General features: G+C 74.5%; 17 protein-coding genes and 1 rRNA gene. 7 read left to right on the forward strand and 11 right to left on the reverse strand.

Features of this window, described 5'->3' with window-relative positions:
• Positions 1–47: 47 nt before the first annotated feature.
• On the forward strand, positions 48–1058 hold the full coding sequence (locus BM142_RS07595; protein WP_092196166.1) for a PfkB family carbohydrate kinase: 1011 nt from the start codon (positions 48–50) through the stop codon (positions 1056–1058).
• Positions 1055–1540, forward strand: coding sequence for a GNAT family N-acetyltransferase (locus BM142_RS07600; protein WP_092196167.1), 486 nt, complete (start codon positions 1055–1057; stop codon positions 1538–1540). Before BM142_RS07595 ends, BM142_RS07600 begins: the two co-directional genes overlap by 4 nt.
• Here BM142_RS07600 and BM142_RS07605 read toward each other — a convergent pair.
• Together BM142_RS07605 and BM142_RS07610 are read right to left on the reverse strand one after the other, a co-directional pair.
• On the reverse strand, positions 1513–2118 hold the full coding sequence (locus tag BM142_RS07605) for a TetR/AcrR family transcriptional regulator (protein WP_254790626.1): 606 nt from the start codon (positions 2116–2118) through the stop codon (positions 1513–1515). The two genes, BM142_RS07600 and BM142_RS07605, sit on opposite strands and share 28 nt — an antisense overlap.
• Positions 2119–2176: 58 nt before the next feature.
• Positions 2177–2590 carry a helix-turn-helix domain-containing protein gene (locus BM142_RS07610; protein ID WP_092196168.1) on the reverse strand — a complete coding sequence of 138 codons (414 nt, stop codon included), beginning with the start codon at positions 2588–2590 and terminating at the stop codon, positions 2177–2179.
• A 249-nt stretch (positions 2591–2839) separates the two neighbouring features.
• Here BM142_RS07610 and BM142_RS24120 point away from each other — a divergent pair, with 249 nt between their 5' ends.
• Entirely contained in the window at positions 2840–3478 is a 639-nt protein-coding gene (locus tag BM142_RS24120; protein WP_139228802.1) for an AfsR/SARP family transcriptional regulator, read from the forward strand.
• Here the strand turns inward: BM142_RS24120 and pgsA are convergent.
• The 3 genes from pgsA to BM142_RS07625 form a co-directional block, all read right to left on the reverse strand.
• The gene (pgsA, locus tag BM142_RS07615; protein ID WP_092196206.1) at positions 3364–4035 is read right to left on the reverse strand and encodes a CDP-diacylglycerol--glycerol-3-phosphate 3-phosphatidyltransferase; all 672 of its coding nucleotides are present in this window, start codon (positions 4033–4035) and stop codon (positions 3364–3366) included. The two genes, BM142_RS24120 and pgsA, sit on opposite strands and share 115 nt — an antisense overlap.
• A gap of 5 nt (positions 4036–4040) precedes the next feature.
• Positions 4041–5444, reverse strand: coding sequence for a MiaB/RimO family radical SAM methylthiotransferase (locus tag BM142_RS07620; protein WP_254790628.1), 1404 nt, complete (start codon positions 5442–5444; stop codon positions 4041–4043).
• A 112-nt stretch (positions 5445–5556) separates the two neighbouring features.
• On the reverse strand, positions 5557–8061 hold the full coding sequence (locus BM142_RS07625) for an FtsK/SpoIIIE family DNA translocase (RefSeq protein WP_092196170.1): 2505 nt from the start codon (positions 8059–8061) through the stop codon (positions 5557–5559).
• A gap of 89 nt (positions 8062–8150) precedes the next feature.
• Here BM142_RS07625 and BM142_RS07630 point away from each other — a divergent pair, with 89 nt between their 5' ends.
• A complete protein-coding gene (locus BM142_RS07630) occupies positions 8151–10112 on the forward strand; it encodes an alpha/beta hydrolase family protein (RefSeq protein ID WP_092196171.1) in 1962 nt (653 codons plus the stop codon).
• A 109-nt stretch (positions 10113–10221) separates the two neighbouring features.
• Here the strand turns inward: BM142_RS07630 and BM142_RS07635 are convergent, their stop codons facing one another.
• From BM142_RS07635 to BM142_RS07650, 4 genes are read right to left on the reverse strand one after another with little or no spacing between them, the layout of a single operon-like run.
• Positions 10222–11922, reverse strand: coding sequence for a ribonuclease J (locus BM142_RS07635; RefSeq protein ID WP_092196172.1), 1701 nt, complete (start codon positions 11920–11922; stop codon positions 10222–10224).
• On the reverse strand, positions 11919–12815 hold the full coding sequence (dapA, locus tag BM142_RS07640) for a 4-hydroxy-tetrahydrodipicolinate synthase (RefSeq protein ID WP_092196173.1): 897 nt from the start codon (positions 12813–12815) through the stop codon (positions 11919–11921). The genes BM142_RS07635 and dapA overlap by 4 nt, the downstream gene beginning before the upstream one ends.
• 9 nt (positions 12816–12824) lie before the next feature.
• Complete coding sequence (locus BM142_RS07645) at positions 12825–13322, reverse strand: dihydrofolate reductase (RefSeq protein WP_092196174.1); 498 nt, start codon at positions 13320–13322, stop codon at positions 12825–12827.
• Positions 13323–13363: 41 nt separating this feature from the next.
• Positions 13364–14173 carry a thymidylate synthase gene (locus tag BM142_RS07650; RefSeq protein ID WP_217640623.1) on the reverse strand — a complete coding sequence of 270 codons (810 nt, stop codon included), beginning with the start codon at positions 14171–14173 and terminating at the stop codon, positions 13364–13366.
• Between the two features lie 90 nt (positions 14174–14263).
• On the opposite strand from BM142_RS07650, the gene BM142_RS07655 reads away from it, so the two are divergent.
• A complete protein-coding gene (locus tag BM142_RS07655; RefSeq protein WP_092196175.1) occupies positions 14264–14701 on the forward strand; it encodes a DUF1232 domain-containing protein in 438 nt (145 codons plus the stop codon).
• Here BM142_RS07655 and BM142_RS07660 read toward each other — a convergent pair.
• A complete protein-coding gene (locus tag BM142_RS07660; RefSeq protein WP_092196176.1) occupies positions 14669–15904 on the reverse strand; it encodes a winged helix-turn-helix domain-containing protein in 1236 nt (411 codons plus the stop codon). The two genes, BM142_RS07655 and BM142_RS07660, sit on opposite strands and share 33 nt — an antisense overlap.
• Before the next feature lie 64 nt (positions 15905–15968).
• Between BM142_RS07660 and BM142_RS07665 the strand changes: the two genes are divergently transcribed.
• The gene (locus tag BM142_RS07665; RefSeq protein WP_254790630.1) at positions 15969–16565 is read left to right on the forward strand and encodes a GNAT family N-acetyltransferase; all 597 of its coding nucleotides are present in this window, start codon (positions 15969–15971) and stop codon (positions 16563–16565) included.
• The gene (locus BM142_RS07670) at positions 16562–17221 is read left to right on the forward strand and encodes a DUF2461 domain-containing protein (RefSeq protein WP_092196178.1); all 660 of its coding nucleotides are present in this window, start codon (positions 16562–16564) and stop codon (positions 17219–17221) included. Before BM142_RS07665 ends, BM142_RS07670 begins: the two co-directional genes overlap by 4 nt.
• Before the next feature lie 90 nt (positions 17222–17311).
• Here BM142_RS07670 and rrf read toward each other — a convergent pair.
• Positions 17312–17428 (reverse strand): 5S ribosomal RNA (gene rrf, locus BM142_RS07675).
• Between the last annotated feature and the right edge of the window lie 194 nt (positions 17429–17622).

Here is a 17622-nt window from a genome sequence, read left to right on the forward strand (position 1 = left end):
CGGAGCCAACGCGGTCGCCCGTCGGCTTCCGCGGCTAGGGTTCTGCCGTGTCCGAGTCCCCCGTCCTGGCCGTGGTCGGCGAGCTCGTGGTCGACCTGCTGCCCGTCCCGGAGGCCGGCGACGGCGCCCCGGGGACGGCACCGCACTACGTCGCCCGCCCGGGTGGCAACGCCCTCAACGTCGCGGTCGCAGCCGGCCGCCTGGGCGCCCCGGTGCGCCTCATGGCGCGCCTCGGCACCGGCCCCCTCGCGGCGAACCTGCGCCGGCACGCGGAGCTCTCCGGGGTGGACCCGGCCGGTTTCGTCGACGCCGCGGAGCCGGTGAGCCTGGCCGTCGTCGGCCTGGGCCCCGACGGCTCCCCCGACTACGGGTTCCACGTGCTCGGCGCCGCCGACTGGCAGTGGACGGACGAGGAGCTCGAGCGGGTGCTGCCCGTCCGCACCGGCATCGTGCACGTCGGCTCCATCTCCAGCTGGACGGCGCCCGGCGCCGACGCCATCGCCCGGCTGGTCTCCCGGCTGCACGGCGACGGCACGCTGGTCAGCGTCGACCCGAACATCCGCCCGATGCTCGCCGACGGGGCCGTGGGCGGCATGCTCGGCAACACCGGCACCGTCGTCCGGTCCCGGCTCGCCCGCCTCGTCGAGCGGGCGGACGTCGTCAAGGTCAGCGCCGAGGACCTGGCGTGGCTGGGCGAGGCGGACGACCTGGACGCCACGGCCGCGGACTGGGCCGGCCGGGGACCGGCGCTCGTCCTGCTGACCGACGGCGGCGCCCCGCTCCGGATCGCCCGCCCCGGCCGGCCGCTGCTGCACCGCGAGCCGCCGGTCGTTCCGGTCGTGGACACGGTGGGGGCCGGGGACTCGCTGGCCGCCGGCCTGCTGGCCGGGCTGCTGGAGGCCGGCGTCACCACGCGCGCCGCCCTGGAAGCCCTGCCGGACGAAGTTCTCCTCGCCCTGCTGGACGACGCTGCGCTCGTGGCCGCGCTCACCTGCACCCGGGTCGGCGCCGACCCGCCCACCCGCGCGGACCTCGACGCCGCGCGCACCGGCCGGTGAGCCGGGACCTGCAGCTGGTCGGGTTCGAGGAGCTGTCGGCCGGCGTCCTCCGGGACCGGCTGCTCGCCGACCGCGCGTCCTTCTGGTCCGGCTCCCGCCTGACCGGGGCGGAGATCCGGGCCCTGCACGACCCGGTCTTCTTCCACCAGTTCGGCGGGTTCGGCGGGCTCGCCCGCACCCCGTACGGCGGGGACGCCGGCTACCTGCTGGGGGTGGTGAGCGCCGACCGGCTGGGCGTGGTGCACGCCCTCGCCGTCCGCCCCGAGTTCCGCGGACGCGGCGTGGCCGTGCGCCTGCTGGAGCGGTTCGCCGGGGTGGCGGCGTCGGTCGCCGCCCGCGCCGTCCAGGCGGTCGCCCCACCCGGTGACGACGTCGTCGCCGGGCTGGCCCGGCGGTTCGGCGCCTCCGCCTCCCCCGCGCCGGGACACGCCGGCCCCGGCGCCGACCGGGTGCTCTACACCTGGCTGCCGGCGGCCGGCTGAGCCCCGTCCCCCGAGGGGACGAGCAGCGCGGCCAGCCGGGCCGCCTGCCGGTGTCGCGTGGTCGAGCGGCCCGGTTGCAGGACGATCCCCAGCAGCCACCGTCCGGCCAGCTCGGCGCTGTCGCCGTCGACGCCGAGCGCCCCGGCCAGCCGGCCGGTCAGCTCGGCCCAGCGGTCGGCGCCCATCGCGAGCAGCCCCGTCAGCGTCCCGGGCTCGGTGTCGGCCAGGCGCCGCAGGACCGGATGCGCCCCCAGCTCGTCGGAGAGAGCGGCCAGCGCGTCGGCCGGGGTCCGGCCGTCGGCCAGGGCGGTGAGCCGATCGAGCTCGACGGCGACCAGCGCCGCGACGACCTCGTCCTTGGTCCGGAAGTGGTTGTACAGGGTCGCCTTCGCGACCCCCGCCGCAGCCGCGATGGACTGCATGGTGCTGCGCCGGACACCGTGCTCGGCGAACGCGCGGCCGGCGCCGGCCAGCAGCCCGAGCCGGGTCCGCCCCATCGCGTTCCCGCTGCGCGTGTGCGCGCCGGGCAGGTGGACCGGACCGGCCCAGGGGGACGGACCGGCGAGGGGCGGCGGCATGGCTCCTGTCTCGCACCGACCAGCGCGTCCGTCAAGGACGACGAGCGCGCCGCGCCGGTCAGGCGGCGAGCGAGACGGCCTCTCCACGGCGCAACGCCGACCGGGCCGGCTGCCCGGCGCCGACCAGGGCGAGGGCGGGCTCGGCGACGGGTGCGGCGGCCGCGGGCTGCTCGGCGGCCGACTGCTCCTGCGCGGCCGGGGAGTCGACGGAGGGCGCCAGCGGCCGGACGGTGCTCCCGCCGGCCACCCGCAGCTCCAGGCTGACCTCGGCGAGCAGGTCGGCCAGCTCGACGTCGAGGGCGTCGCAGATGGAGGCGAGCAGCTCCGAGGACGCTTCCTTCTGCCCCCGCTCCACCTCGGAGAGGTAGCCGAGGCTGACCCGGGCGGCTCCCGAGACGTCGCGCAGCGTGCGGCGCTGACGCAACCGGTGGCCACGCAAGGTGTTCCCGAGCTGGGTGCGCAGCAGCGTCATGGCCGTCTCCTGTCCTGCGAGCGGGGAAGCGGCGGCGCCCTCGTCGGGCGCCGTGCGCTCACGGTACGCGTCGCCCGGGGCCCGGGTCGGGCCGACCGGCGCACGTCCGCTGTCGGCGTAACACCCGGTCGGTGCGCCCGCTTCCCCTCCCACCGGCGCACGGCTGTACCCGCCGGGCGCCCGCGACCCTCTGTGGAGTGCCCGTCGGGCCGCTGCCGCGGCCCGGCCACACCGCGGAAGGGCCCGGACATGGACCTGCGCACCGATCCCTCGATCCCGCTCGTGCGGGTGCTGGGTGGCCTGTCCCTGCACCACGGTGGGCAGCGCACCGCCCTCCCGGCCGGCAGCCACCGCCTGCTGGCCCACCTCGCCCTGCATCCCGCCGGGGTCGACCGCCGCAGCGTGGCCGCGGCGCTGTGGCCCACCGCCGACGACGACCGGGCGACCGGCAACCTGCGGACGGCGGTGTGGTGCCTGCAGCAGGTCGGCTGCGCGCTGGTGCAGGTGGAGCCGACGGTGCTCCGCCTCCGGGCCGACGTCGAGACCGATCTGGCCGGTGTCGAGGCGTGGGCGGAGCGGGTGCTGGCCGGGGCCGCCACGCCGGAGGACCTCGCCGTCGACGCGGGCGCGATCGCGGCCCTGGAGCTGCTGCCCGGTTGGTCCGAGGACTGGGTGCTCCTCGCGCGGGAGCGGCTGCACCTGCACCGGTCGCGGGCGCTGGCGGCGCTCGGCGTCCCGGCCGCCGCGGACCGGTGCCGCGCCGGCGTGGCCGATCAGGCGGCGGTGTCGGTGCGGGTGCCGCCGGCCCCGGTGGGCCCGGCGGACCGGCGAGCGGCGGCCGCGCGCATGGCCCGTGCGCTCGTCTGGCGCAGGGTGAGCGCGCGGTAGACGTAGTCCAGGCCGGTGAGGACGGTGAGCAGCACCGCCGCGGCCATCACCCACCAGCGGGCGGTCGCGAGCAGCCCGGTGAGCGGCAGGATGTAGAGGCCGATCGCCAGTGCCTGGACGACGGTCTTCAGCTTGCCGCCCCGGCTGGCCGCGATCACCCCGTGCCGGATCACCCAGAAGCGCAGCAGCGTGACCCCGACCTCGCGGACGAGGATCACGAGGGTCACCCACCACGGCAGCAGCTCGAGCACCGAGAGCCCGATCAGGGCCGTCCCGGTGAGCGCCTTGTCGGCGATCGGGTCGGCGAGCTTGCCGAACTCGGTGACCTGCCCGGTGCGGCGGGCGATCATCCCGTCGTAGCGGTCGGTGATGATCGCCAGGCCGAAGACCAGCGTCGCCCAGTAGCGGTCGGCGTCGTCGACCCCGCCGTCCTGCAGCAGCAGGACCGCGAACACCGGCACCACCGCCAACCGCAGCACGGTGAGCGCGTTGGGCAGGTTCATCAGCTTGACCGACGAGGGCGGGTGGGCGGCCGGGTCCGGGGCGACGTCGGTCATCCCGGTCACCGCCCGGCCGGGCCGGTCGGGAAGGCCGGGGTCAGCGCGCGCGCGACCAGGTCGATGCCCTCGGTGCCCACGACCTCGGCGGTCACCAGCTGCCCGGCGACCGCGTCGTCGCGTACCCCCGCCACGGTGGTGGTGCCGTCGGCGTCCGGGTCCTGGTGGGCGGCGTGGCCGGACCAGGTGCCGGGGCCCTCCTCCGCGGAGAGGTCGTCGGCGAGCAGCACGTCCACCCGCTCCCCGATCCGGTCCTCGGCGCGCTGGGCCGTGAGCTCCTCGACCAGGTCGGTGATCCGGCGCACGCGGGCGTCGATCTCGGACTGGTCGAGCTTGCCGTCCAGCGTCATCGCCTCGGTGCCCTCCTCGTCGGAGTAGCCGAACACACCCACCGCGTCCAGGCGCCCCTCGGTGAGGAACCGCTCGAGCTCGACGACGTCGGCCTCGGTCTCGCCGGGGAAGCCGAGGATGACGTTGGTCCGGAACCCCGCCCGCGGGGCCAGGCTGCGCGCCCGCTCGACCAGCGCCAGGAAGTCGTCCGTGCCGCCGAAGCGGCGCATCCGCCGCAGGAGCGTGGGAGACGAGTGCTGGAAGGAGAGGTCGAAGTACGGCGCGACCCGGTCCGTGCCGGCGATGATCTCCAGCAGACCCGGGCGCAGCTCGGCCGGCTGCAGGTAGGCCACGCGCACGCGGACGATGCCCTCGACGGCGGCCAGCTGCGGCAGCAGCTTCTCCAGCGAGCGGAGGTCGCCGAGGTCCTTGCCGTAGGAGGTGGAGTTCTCGCTGACCAGCACCAGCTCGGTGACGCCCTGGGAGGCCAGCCACTGCGCCTCGCCGAGCACCTCGGCCGGCGGCCGCGAGACGAATGCGCCGCGGAAGGTGGGGATGGCGCAGAACGCGCAGCGGCGGTCGCAGCCCGAGGCCAGCTTCAGCGCGGCGGACGGGCCGGACGCCAGGCGCTTGCGGCGCAGCCAGTCGTGCCCCGGAATGGAGGGCGCGTCCGCGGCGGCCGTGGCGGCGGTGCGCTGCACCGGGCTGATCGGCAGGAGGGTGCGGCGGTCGCGCGGGGTGTGCGGGACCAGCGGGCGGCCGGCGAGGACGTCGTCGAGCCGGTCGCCGATGGCCCCGTAGTCGTCGAAGCCGAGCACGGTGGCCTCGGGCAGCGCCCCGGCGAGCTCCGATCCGTACCGCTCGGCCATGCAGCCGACGGCGACGACCGATGCCCCGGAGTCGGTGGCCGCCAGGATCGCGTCGACCGAGTCCTTCTTCGCCGTCTCGATGAACCCGCAGGTGTTGACCAGCACGGCGTCCGCGCCGTCGGCGTCCTCCACCAGGTCGTAGCCCTCTGCGGCGAGCCGGCCGGCGAGCTCCTCGGAGTCCACCTCGTTGCGGGCGCACCCGAGGGTCACCACCGCCACTGTCCGGGCAGGGCGGGGTAGAGCTGTCACCGGTTCATCGTAGTCGCCGACCGCCGCGGCGCCGCTTGCGGTGACCCCTTCGGGTCCTCCGGTCAGGCCGGGGTCACCCCGCCGACCCGCCGCGCAGGGTGAACAGCACCGACTCGAGCTCGTCGGGCTTGATCAGCACGTCGCGCGCCTTGGACCCCTCGGACGGCCCGACGATGCCGCGGCTCTCCATGAGGTCCATCAGGCGGCCGGCCTTGGCGAAGCCGACGCGGAGCTTGCGCTGCAGCATCGAGGTGGAGCCGAACTGGCTGGTGACGATGAGCTCGACGGCCTGCACCAGCAGGTCGAGGTCGCCGCCGATGTCCTCGTCGATCTCTTTCTTCTCACCGCCCGCACCACCCGCGGTGAAGACCTCTTCCCGGTACTCGGGCTCGGCCTGCCGCTTGGTGAACTCGACGACCGCCTCGATCTCGGCGTCGGTGACGAAGGCGCCCTGCACGCGCATCGGCTTGCCCGCACCGATGGGCATGAACAGCGCGTCGCCCATGCCGATGAGCTTCTCCGCGCCGGGCTGGTCGAGGATGACCCGGCTGTCGGTGAGGCTGGAGGTGGAGAACGCCAGGCGCGAGGGCACGTTGGCCTTGATCAGGCCGGTGACGACGTCGACCGACGGGCGCTGGGTGGCCAGGATCAGGTGGATGCCCGCCGCACGGGCCTTCTGCGTGATCCGGACGATGTGCTCCTCGACGTCGCGCGGGGCCACCATCATCAGGTCGGCGAGCTCGTCGACGATCGCGAGGATGTAGGGGTAGGGCCGGTAGACCCGCTCGCTGCCGGGCGGGGCGGTGATCTCGCCCTTCTCGACCTTGCGGTTGAAGTCGTCGATGTGCCGCACGCCGGTGGACTTCATGTCCTGGTACCGCTGCTCCATCTCCTCGACCAGCCAGGCCAGCGCCGTGGCGGCCTTCTTCGGGTCGGTGATGATCGGCGTGATCAGGTGCGGGATGCCGTCGTAGGGCGTCAGCTCGACCATCTTGGGGTCGACCAGGATCATCCGGAGCTGGTCCGGGGTGGCCCGCAGCAGCAGCGAGGTCAGGATCGAGTTGACGCAGCTGGACTTACCGGCACCGGTGGCGCCGGCGACCAGCAGGTGCGGCATCTTCGCCAGGTTGGCGCAGACGAAGCCGCCCTCGATGTCCTTGCCGAGGCCGACCAGCATCGGGTGCGGGTCCTGCTTGGCCGCGCCGGACCGCAGGACGTCGCCCAGGCTGACCTTCTCGCGGTCGGTGTTGGGCACCTCGATGCCGACGGCGGACTTGCCCGGGATCGGCGCGAGGATGCGGATGTTGTCGTTGGCCACCGCGTAGGCCATGTTCTTGGTCAGCTGGGTGATCTTCTCGACCTTGACGCCCTGGCCGAGCTCCACCTCGTAGCGGGTGACCGTCGGGCCGCGGGTGAAGCCGGTGACGGCGGCGTCGATGTTGAACTGGTCGAGCACCCCGCTGATCGCCTCGATGGCGACGTCGTTGGCCTTCGACCGGGCCCGCGGCGGGTCCCCGGGGCGCAGCATCGACAGCGCCGGCAGCACGTAGTCGCCCTCGACCGGCTGGATCGACAGCTGCTGCGGCTCGGTGATCGGCGGCAGGTCCTCGGGCGGGGAGGTCCGGTCGACGACGGGCCGGCGCGAGGCCGGCTGCAGGTCGGTGTGCTCGGGCTCGGTGGTGAGCGTGGCCTCCGCGGCCGCGGCCATCGCGCCGTGGTCGATCGGCCCGGTGGTGAGCAGGTCCTCCGACAGCGGCTTCCGCCGGGAGCGCCGGCTGCGCGGCTCCTCCGGCTCCTCGTCCTCGTCGTCGTCCTCGTAGTCCTCGTCGTCGTAGTCCTCGCCGCGGCCGAGCAGCCAGTCGCCGAGGTCACCGAGCCGCTGGGGGATCTGGTGGACAGGGGTCGCGGTGATGACCAGCAGGCCGAAGAACGTGACCAGCACGAGCAGGACGACGGCGACGACCGTGCCCACGCCTGCCTCCAGCGGGCTGCCGACCGCCCAGCCGACCAGACCGCCCGAGCCGGGCTCCTTGGCGGCGGGCGCGGCCGGGGTGCCCACGACCTGGGCGATGCCGAGGACCGCCGCGACCGTGCACAGCCAGCCGATGGCCAGCCGCCCGCGGGCCTCGGGGCGTGGCCCCCGGCGCAGCAGCCGCAGCGCGGCGAAGAAGAGGACCACCGGCAAGGCCATGACCAGCGAGCCGACGACCCAGCGGACGCCGGCGGTCAGCGCCTCGCCGACCGGGCCGATGCCGTTGCTCCAGGCGGCCGCACCCAGCACGATCGCCAGTCCGAGGACGGCCAGGCCGACCCCGTCGCGGCGGTGCTCGGGCGCGAGCGGCTCGGCCTCCTCCGGCCGGGCCACCGACCGGGCGATCCCGCCGGCGCCGCGGGCCAGCAGGTTCCAGCTGCCGGCGACGACGCCCCAGAGACCGGGTGAGCTCTTCTTCTTGGCGGCCGGACGGCGGGCGGCCGTGGAGCCGCGCTTCGCGGGCGGTCGCTTCTTGCTCGCAGCCGTCGAACCGGACCGGCTGCGGGAGGACGCCGGTCGACGCGTCGACGTGGTGCGGGCAGGCATGCGTCGGACGGTAATCGCCTTTCGGGCTCGCCGGGGGCAGGTCGGCGCACGTGTCCCACCCGGGGGCCTCGGGCCCTAACGTCACAGGCATGGTCTCCGCGCCCCTCCCCCACGCCCCGACGACACACGGTGGGTGGCCCACCCCGATCACCTCGGCACTCGTCGTCCGGGCCGCGGCGCGGCTGGGTGAGGTGGTCGTGGACGGGGACGACGTCTGGTGGTCGGAGTCACGGCCGGCCGAGGGTGGCCGGTCGGTCATCGTGCGCCGGTCGGCCGACGGCACGGTCGCCGACGTCCTCCCGGCGCCCTGGAACGCCCGCACCCGGGTGCACGAGTACGGCGGCGGCGCGTGGACGGTGGCCGGGGGCGTCCTGTGGTTCACGGACTTCGCCGACCAGCGGCTGTACCGGCTGCTCCCCGGGAGCTCCCCCGTCGCCGTCACGCCGGAGCCCGGGATCCCCGCGGGCGTCCGGCACGCCGACCTGCGCGTGGTCCCGGGCGGCGTGCTCGCCGTGCGGGAGACGCACGCCGCGTCCGGCGCGGCCGCCGACGTGGTGAACGAGATCGTCCGGGTGGCCGACGACGGCAGCACGGAGGTCCTCGTGAGCGGTCCGGACTTCGTCTCCGATCCCCGCCCCGGCCCCGCCGGTGAGCTCGCCTGGCTGCAGTGGGACCACCCCGCCATGCCGTGGGACGCCGCGCAGCTGGTGGTCCGCGCGGCCGACGGCACCGAGACGGTGGTCGCCGGCGGGATCGGCGAGTCTGTCGTCCAGCCCACCTGGGCCCCCGACGGCACCCTGTGGTTCCTCTGCGACCGCACCGACGTCTGGTCGCTGCACCGCTGGCGCCCGGGGTCGGCCGCGGAGCTGGTGCTCGACGTCGGCAGCGACATCGCCGGGCCGCAGTGGGTCTTCGGCAGCAGCCGGTTCGCCCTCCTGGCCGACGGTCGGATCGTCGTCGCCTTCGGCCGGGGCGGCCAGGACCGCCTCGGCGTCCTCGGCGCGGACGGCGAGCTGCGCGAGCTGGACCTCCCCTCCACCGCGTACCGCGGGATGATCGCCGGCGGTGACGGTGTGGTCTGCGTCGCCGGGGCCCCGGACAGCGAGCCGGTGGTGCTGCACGTGCCCGTCGAGGGCGGCTCCCCGGAGGTCCTGCGCCCGGCGCGGGACCTGGGCCTGGACCCGGCCTGGTTCTCCCGCCCCGAGCACATCACGTTCCCGACCGAGGACCGCGGCACCGGCATCGGCGAGGCGCACGCGCTGGTCTACCCGCCGGCCAACCCCGAGACGACCGCACCGGCCGGCGACCTGCCCCCGCTCCTGGTGGTGGTGCACGGCGGCCCCACCGCCGCCGCCGTCCCGGTGCTGAACCTCGACGTCCAGTACTGGACCTCGCGCGGGTTCTGCGTGGCCGACGTCGACTACCGGGGGTCGACCGGGTACGGCCGCCGCTACCGGGACGCCCTGCAGGGCCGCTGGGGCGTGGTCGACCTGGACGACGTCGTGGCCTGCGCACGGTTCCTCGCCGACAGCGGCCGGGTCGACCCCTCCCGCATGGCCATCCGCGGCGGCTCGGCCGGCGGTTACACCACCCTGGCGGCGCTCTCGATGCGCCCGGGGGTCTTCACCGCCGGCGCCAGCCACTACGGCGTGGCCGACCTGGGCGCGCTCGCGGCCGAGACGCACAAGTTCGAGTCCCGCTACCTCGACGGCCTGGTCGCGCCGTATGACCCAGATGCCGGGCCGTCGGGCCGGGCGGTGTACGACGAGCGCTCACCCATCAACCACGTCGACGCCCTTGACACCCCGCTGGCGGTGTTCCAGGGCGACGAGGACGCCGTCGTGCCGCCGGACCAGGCGGAGGCGATCGTCGCGGCGCTCCGGGCGAAGGGCGTGCCGCACACGTACCTGCTGTTCGCCGGCGAGCAGCACGGCTTCCGGAAGGCGGAGAACATCCGCGCGGCCCTCGACGGCGAGCTGTCCTTCTACGCCCAGGTGTGGGGCTTCGACCTGCCCGAGGGCGAGCAGATCACCCCCGTCCCGATCCGGTGACCTGCTCGCGCGACGTCGTCCTCCCTCGTCGTGCGGCGTCCTCCCTCGTCGTGGGCGGTGAGGGAGGACGCGCCATGATCAGGTTCCCTGATCATGGACCGGGGCGGGGTCAGACCTCGAGGACGGTGGGGATGATCATCGGCCGGCGGCGGTGGGTGTCCGACACCCACTTGCCGACGGTGCGCCGGACGATCTGCGACAGCCGGTGGGCGTCGACCTCGTCGTCCTGGAGCGCACGCCGGAGGTTGTCCTCGACCAGGGCCAGCACCTCGTCGAAGGCGGCCGGGTCGTCGGAGAACCCCTTGGTGTGCAGGTGCACCGGGCGGACGATGGTCCGGGTGGAGGGCTCGATGACCACCGTGAGCGCCACGAACCCCTCGTCGCCGAGGATCCGCCGCGCCTGCAGCGACTCCTCGCCGACGTCGCCCACGTTGAGCCCGTCGACGTAGACGTTGCCGATCGGGACGCTGCCCACGATGGCGGCCTTGCCGTCGACGAGGTCCACGACCACGCCGTCCTCGGCGAGCAGCACCCGGTCGCGGCTCATGCCGGTCTCCTCGGCCAGTGCCGCGTGCGCCCGCAGGTGCCGCCACTCGCCGTGCACCGGCATCAGGTACCGCGGCCGCGCCACGTTCAGCAGCGTCCGCAGCTCCCCGGCCGGCGCGTGGCCGGAGACGTGCACGCGGGCGGTCTCCTTGTGCACCACGGTGGCACCGAGCCGGGCCAGGCCGTTGATCACCTTGTAGACGGCGGTCTCGTTGCCCGGCACCAGCGACGAGGCGAGGACGACGGTGTCGCCGGCCTCGATGGTCACCTGGTGGTGGTCGCCCCGCGCCATCCGGCCCAGCGCCGACAGCGGTTCGCCCTGGGAGCCCGTGCTGACCAGCACCACCTGCTCGGGCGGCATCGCGGCGGCGTCGTCGAGGGAGACCATGAGCCCGGGGGCGACGCGGAGCAGCCCGAGGTCGCGGGCCACGCCCATGTTGCGGACCATCGAGCGGCCGACGAGGGCCACCTTGCGGCCGTGCTTCTCCGCGCAGTCGAGGACCTGCTGGATGCGGTGCACGTGGCTGGCGAAGCTGGAGACGATCAGCCGCTGCGTGGCCCGCGCGAACACGTCGTCGAGCACCGGCCCGATGCTGCGTTCGGGGGTGACGAAGCCGGGCACCTCGGCATTGGTGGAGTCGGCCAGCAGCAGGTCGATGCCGGTGGCACCCAGCCGGGCGAAGGCACCCAGGTCGGTCAGCACGCCGTCGAGCGGCAGCTGGTCCATCTTGAAGTCGCCGGTGTGCACCAGGAGGCCGGCCGGGGTGCGCACCGCGACCGCCAGCGCGTCGGGGATCGAGTGGTTGACCGAGATGAACTCGCAGGAGAACGGCCCGGCGACGTGCTCCCCGCCCGCCGCCACCTCGACCAGGGTGGGATCGAGGCGGTGCTCGCGCAGTTTCGCCGCGACCAGAGCGAGGGTGAACCGCGAGCCGACCAGCGGGATGTCCTCGCGCAGCCGCAGCAGGTAGGGGATGGCGCCGATGTGGTCCTCGTGCCCGTGGGTGAGGACGACGGCGACGACGTCGTCCAGCCGGTGCTCGATGACCCCGAAGTCGGGGAGGATGAGGTCGACGCCCGGCTGCTCGGCCTCGGGGAACAGCACACCGCAGTCGATGACCAGCAGCTTGCCGTCGAACTCGAGGACGGCCATGTTGCGGCCGATCTCCCCGAGCCCGCCCAGGGCCATCACCCGCAGGCCGCCCGCGGGCAGCGGCGGCGGCGCCTTCAGCTGCAGGTGCGGCTGGGTGACCTGACCACTCACAGGTCGACGCCTCCGGCCGCGAGGTCCTCCCGCAGCCGGGCGATCTCCTCGGGCGTCGCGTCGACCAGCGGCGGGCGGACCGGCCCGGCCGGCAGGCCGAGCTCCTTCAGCGCGGCCTTCACCATGATCACGCCCTGGCTGCGGAAGATCCCGGTGTAGACCGGCAGCAGGCTCTCGTTGACCGCCCGCGCCGTCGCCAGGTCGCCGGCCTCGACGGCGGCGATCAGCTCGGCCAGCCGGGGCCCGACCACGTGCCCGGCGACGCTGACCACGCCCACCGCGCCGAGCGCGAGCAGCGGCAGGTTGAGCATGTCCTCGCCGGAGTAGTACGCGAGGTCGGTGCGGGCCATGGTCCACGCGACGGCGCCGAGATCGGCCTTGGCGTCCTTGACCGCCACGATGTTCGGGTGCTCGGCGGCGCGGACCAGCGTCTCGACCTCGATCGGGATCGAGGACCGGGGCGGGATGTCGTAGAGCATCACCGGCAGGTCGGTGGCGTCGGCGACCGCGGTGAAGTGCCGCAGCAGGCCGGCCTGCGGGGGCCGGTTGTAGTACGGCGTCACGACCAGGAGGCCGTGCACGCCCAGCTGCGCGGCCGACCGCGCCTTCTCGATCGAGTGGGCGGTGTCGTTGGTGCCGACGCCGGCGACGACCGTCGCCCGGTCACCCACCGCGTCCATCACCGCCTCGAGGACGGCGTGCTGCTCGCCGTCGCTGATCGTCGGCGACTCCCCCGTCGTCCCGAAGACCACCAGGCCGTCGTGGGACTGCCGGTCGACCAGGTGCGCGGCCAGCTCCTGGGCGCCCGACAGGTCGATCGAACCGTCCTCCGCCAGCGGGGTCACCATCGCCGTGAGCACACGCCCGAAGGGCCGAGCGGGGTCGCTGGTCATGGGGAGAATCTACCCAGCGGAGGGCCGCCGCCGGCGTCCGTACTCCGACACGGCGTACCGGAGCCCGGAGGACGGGGAGAACGACCAGCCCTCCTCCGGCGTGCGGGCGACCCGCCGCCACTGCGGCCCGACGGCCGGTGCGCGGGTGTCGCCGTCGACTTCCAGGTCGACGTCGGTGACCACGAGCCGGTCCGCGTGCGGCAGGAACGCCTCGTACACCGACCCACCGCCGATGACCCAGAGCGGCGTCCCGGTGGCGAGCACCTCGGCGACGGAGCCGGCGCGCCGGGCACCGTCGGCCGACCACGCCGGGTCGGTGGTGAGGACGACGTTGGTGCGCCCGGGCAGCGGCCGGAACCGCGCGGGCAGGGACTCCCACGTGCGCCGGCCCATGACGACGGTCGCGCCCGTGGTGCGGGCGCGGAAGAGGGCCAGATCCTCCGGCAGGTGCCACGGGAGACCGCCGTCGGCGCCGATGACCCCGTTGCGGGCCTGCGCCCAGATCATCGCGACGCCACCCCGTCCGGCCCGCGAGCTCGCCGGACCGCTCACACCGCCACGGCGGCCCGGATCGCCGGGTGGTGCCGGTAGTCGTTCAGCGCGAAGTGCTCGTAGGTGTAGTCGAACAGCGACGGCGCCGGGGCCAGGTCGACCGTCGGGAAGGGCAGCACCTCGCGGGAGAGCTGCTCGCGCACCTGGTCGGTGTGGTTGCTGTAGACGTGGCAGTCGCCGCCGACCCAGATGAAGTCCCCAGGCGCGAGACCCACCTGGTCGGCCACCATGCGGGTGAGCAGCGCGTAGCTGGCGATGTTGAACGGGACGCCGAGGAACATGTCGGCGCTGCGCTGGTAGAGCTGGCACGAGAGCCTGCCGTCGGCGACGTGGAACTGGAAGAACGCGTGGCAGGGCGCCAGCGCCATCTCCGGCAGTGCGGCGACGTTCCAGGCCGAGACGATCATCCGCCGCGAGTCGGGATCGGACCGCAGTGTCTGCAGCACGTCGGAGACCTGGTCGATCTGCCGGCCGTCGGGCGTCGGCCACGACCGCCACTGGACGCCGTAGACCGGCCCGAGCTCGCCGTCGGGGGACGCCCACTCGTCCCAGATGGTGACGCCGTTCTCGCGCAGCCAGCCGACGTTGCTGTCGCCGCGCAGGAACCACAGCAGCTCGACGGCGATGGACTTGAAGTGGACCTTCTTCGTGGTCACCAGGGGGAAGCGCTCGGACAGGTCGTAGCGGAGCCGCTCCCCGAAGAGGCTGACCGTCCCGGTGCCGGTGCGGTCCTGCTTGGGCGTGCCCTGCTGCAGGACGCGTCGGAGGAGGTCCTCGTACTGCGTGTCGATCGGTGCGCCTTCCACGGGTCCGACCCTACGTGCGACCGCCGACGGGACGGCGGGCGTGGACACCACCTGCACCACGGGTCCACCGGCTCCCGGCAGACTCTCCGCGTGGAGTGGTGGCAGACCCTGCTCGCCGTCACGGGCGGTGTGCTGCTGCTGTGGGCGGTGGCCCTCGCGTTGCTCTGGCGCGCCCGGCCGGGAGAGCTGACCGTGCGCGAGGCGCTGCGGCTGCTGCCCGACCTGGTCCGGCTGGTGCGGCGGCTGGCCCGCGACCGCACGCTCCCCCGCGGGGTGCGGGTGCGGCTGTGGCTGCTGCTGGCCTACCTGCTCTCGCCGGTGGACCTGGTGCCGGACGTCGTCCCGGTCCTGGGCTACGCCGACGACGTCGTGGTGGTCGCCCTGGCGTTGCGCGCGGTGGTCCGGGCGGCCGGCAGCGCGGCACTGACCCGCGCGTGGCCGGGTGGACCCGCCGGGCTGGCGGTCGTCCAGCGGCTGGCCGGGCTGCCGGCGTCCTCAGGCCCCGACGTCGGCTCGCGCCGGAGCTGATGCGCGGGCCAGCTCCCCCGCCAGGTCGCCGGCCCCGCAGACGGCGACGTCGTCGAGTTCCAGCCAGTCGGCCATCAGCCGCAGCTCCCCGGCGAGGGCGGCCGAGACGGCCCGCCGGTCGATGCCGTCCTCGCCGTGCGCGGCCTGGACCAGCAGGATCCCGGCCTTGCGGTCGGCCTTGAGGTCCACGCGCGCCACCAGGTGGTCGCCGAGCAGGAACGGCAGGACGTAGTAGCCGTGCACGCGCTTCGCCGCCGGGGTGTAGATCTCCAGCCGGTAGCGGAACCCGAAGATCCGTTCGACGCGCGGGCGCTCCCAGACGAGGGAGTCGAACGGGCTCAGCAGGGCGCGGGCACGGATCCACCGCGGCCGGCGGGCGGCCGGGTCGAGCCAGGCCGCGCCGCCCCAGCCCGTCACCTCGACCGGCAGCAGCTGCCCCGCGTCGGCCAGCTCCGCGATCGCGGTGCGTGCCGCGACGGGCGTGAGCCGGAAGTAGTCCCGCAGGTCGCGCTCGGTCGCCACCCCCAGGGCGCGGGCGGCCGTGCGCACGAGTTCCCGGACGGCGTCGGCCGGCTCGGGGGTGGGCGCCCGCAGCACATCGGCCGGCAGCACCCGCTCGGTGAGGTCGTAGACCTTCTCGAAGCTCGTCGTCCGGTGCGTCGCGGTGACCTCCCCGGTGAAGAAGAGCCACTCGAGGGCCACCTTGCCCGCGTGCCAGTCCCACATCTCGCCGGATCGCTCCCGAGGCCCGTCCAGCAGGTCCCCCGCCTTGAGCGGTCCCTCGGCGCGGACGCGCTCGAGCACCTCGGCGACGAACCCGGGCCGCTCGCGCTGCAGCCGCACCATGTTGCCCCAGGCATGCTGCTCGGCGGCCGCCATGCGCCAGCGGAGGAACGGGTGCAGCCGCACCGGCAGGAACGACGCCTCGTGCGCCCAGTACTCGAACACCGCGTGCCGGCGGGCCGTCAGGTCGTCGAGCGCGGCCCGCGGGTAGCTGCCCAGCCGGCTGAACGCGGGGAGGTAGTGGGAGCGGGAGAGGACGTTCACCGAGTCGATCTGCACGACGGCCAGCCGGTCGACGAGCCGGCGCAGCTGACGGATCCCGATGTCCGTCGACGGGCGGGGCTCGGCGAAGCCCTGGGCGGCCAGGGCGATCCGCCGGGCGAGCCCGGCGGGCAGCCGTTCGACGGGGGCCGGATGCATGGCCCGATCCTGCCGCGCAGGTACGACGTCCGTCCGCTCGACGGCTCCCCTCTACGCTGCCCGGGTGAACCCCGAGGCCGGCTTCCCGCGCGCGACGGGGTCCGCGGACGCCTCCGTCCGCCCCGCCCTGCCGCAGGACGCCGAGGAGATCGCGCGGATCCAGCTGGTCACCTGGCGGACGGCCTACCGCGCCACGCTGCCGGCGGCGGTGCTCGACGACTGGGACGCCGACGCCGCGACCGGCAGCTGGGCCGCGGCGGTCACGTCCCCGCCCACCCCGGGGCACGGCGTCCTCGTGGCGCTCGAGCGCAACACGGTCGTCGGCTTCGCCGCCTTCGCCCCCGCGGAGCTCACTCCCGGCGAGGCTCCCGACCCGGCCGGCCCGTCCGCCGAGCTGAGCACCCTGCTCGTCGAGCCCCGCTGGGGCCGCCGGGGGCACGGCAGCCGCCTGCTGGCAGCCGTCACCGACCTGGTCCGCGGGGGTGGCGCCGCCCGGCTGCAGACCTGGCTGCTCGAGGACGACGCGGTCTCGCAGGGCTTCTACGAGTCGGCGGGCTGGGGCCCGGACGGGTGGGCACGGACGCTGGACACCGGAGACCGCCCGCTGCGGGAGATCCGCTGGCACGCGCTGCTCGACGACCCGTCGGAGGAGGCACGGTGAGCTTCGAGGGCTTCCCGGACGAGGGGCTGGTGTTCTACGAGGGCCTCGAGGCGGACAACAGCAAGACCTACTGGACCAGCAACAAGGGTGCCTACGAGGCGCACGTCCGCGCTCCGCTCCAGGAGCTCCTCGGCGAGATCGCCCCCGAGTTCGGCATCCCGAAGGTCTTCCGGCCGTACCGCGACGTGCGCTTCAGCCACGACAAGACGCCGTACAAGACGCACCAGGGGGCGGTGATCCACCCCGAGGGCAGAGCGGGCGCCTGGTACGTGCAGGTCTCGGCGGACGGCCTGCGTGTCTCCGGTGGCTGCTGGCGGCTGGAGTCCGACCAGGTCGCCCGGTACCGCCGCGCCGTGGCCGACGACGTCCAGGGACCGCGACTGCAGGCCGAGGTGGACCGATTGGCAGCCGCGGACTGGGCGATCGAGGGCGATCGCCTCGTCCGGGTGCCCACCGGCTACTCACCGGACGCGCCGAGACTGGACCTGCTCAAGCACAAGGCGCTGCACGCCACCCGCACCTGGGAGCCGGCGGAGTGGCTGCACAGCCGGACGGCGCTGGAGGAGGTCCGCACCGCATGGCGCGACCTCACCGCCCTCAACGCCTGGCTGGACGACAACGTCGGCCCGACGGCGAAGGAGCCCCGCCGCCGCTGACCGCCTCGCTGTCCGTGCGTTCGGGATCTCGGCGGGCGGAAACGCCGAACGGGGCCCCAGCCGTAGCTGGGGCCCCGTTCGGGAATGGTTGTCCGGCGGCGTCCTACTCTCCCACCCCGTCTCCAGGGCAGTACCATCGGCGCTGAGAGGCTTAGCTTCCGGGTTCGGAATGTTGCCGGGCGTTTCCCTCTCGCCATGGCCGCCGTAACTCTGTGAACATGTGAACCGTCTGGTTCGTGCGTTCAGAACCGCACAGTGGACGCGAAGCAATCTTCGTAAAAGACTCTGACCAGTGTTCTCGCACCCCCCTTTGAAGGGTGGGGGGTGTGTGTGGTCAAGCCCTCGGCCTGTTAGTACCGGTCAGCTGCACACCTTGCGGTGCTTCCACTTCCGGCCTATCA

Origin of the sequence: Blastococcus tunisiensis (assembly GCF_900112815.1) — a bacterium.
GTDB lineage: Bacteria > Actinomycetota > Actinomycetes > Mycobacteriales > Geodermatophilaceae > Blastococcus_B > Blastococcus_B tunisiensis.

Coding starts and splice junctions, on each gene's coding strand:
- BM142_RS07645 (WP_092196174.1), bottom strand. CDS start 13,322: ATGATCTGGGCGCAGGCCCGCAACGGGGTCATCGGCGCCGACGGCGGT.
- BM142_RS07660 (WP_092196176.1), bottom strand. CDS start 15,904: ATGCATCCGGCCCCCGTCGAACGGCTGCCCGCCGGGCTCGCCCGGCGG.
- pgsA (WP_092196206.1), bottom strand. CDS start 4,035: ATGACCGACGTCGCCCCGGACCCGGCCGCCCACCCGCCCTCGTCGGTC.
- BM142_RS07610 (WP_092196168.1), bottom strand. CDS start 2,590: ATGACGCTGCTGCGCACCCAGCTCGGGAACACCTTGCGTGGCCACCGG.
- BM142_RS07605 (WP_254790626.1), bottom strand. CDS start 2,118: ATGCCGCCGCCCCTCGCCGGTCCGTCCCCCTGGGCCGGTCCGGTCCAC.
- BM142_RS07630 (WP_092196171.1), top strand. CDS start 8,151: ATGGTCTCCGCGCCCCTCCCCCACGCCCCGACGACACACGGTGGGTGG.
- dapA (WP_092196173.1), bottom strand. CDS start 12,815: ATGACCAGCGACCCCGCTCGGCCCTTCGGGCGTGTGCTCACGGCGATG.
- BM142_RS07625 (WP_092196170.1), bottom strand. CDS start 8,061: ATGCCTGCCCGCACCACGTCGACGCGTCGACCGGCGTCCTCCCGCAGC.
- BM142_RS24120 (WP_139228802.1), top strand. CDS start 2,840: ATGGACCTGCGCACCGATCCCTCGATCCCGCTCGTGCGGGTGCTGGGT.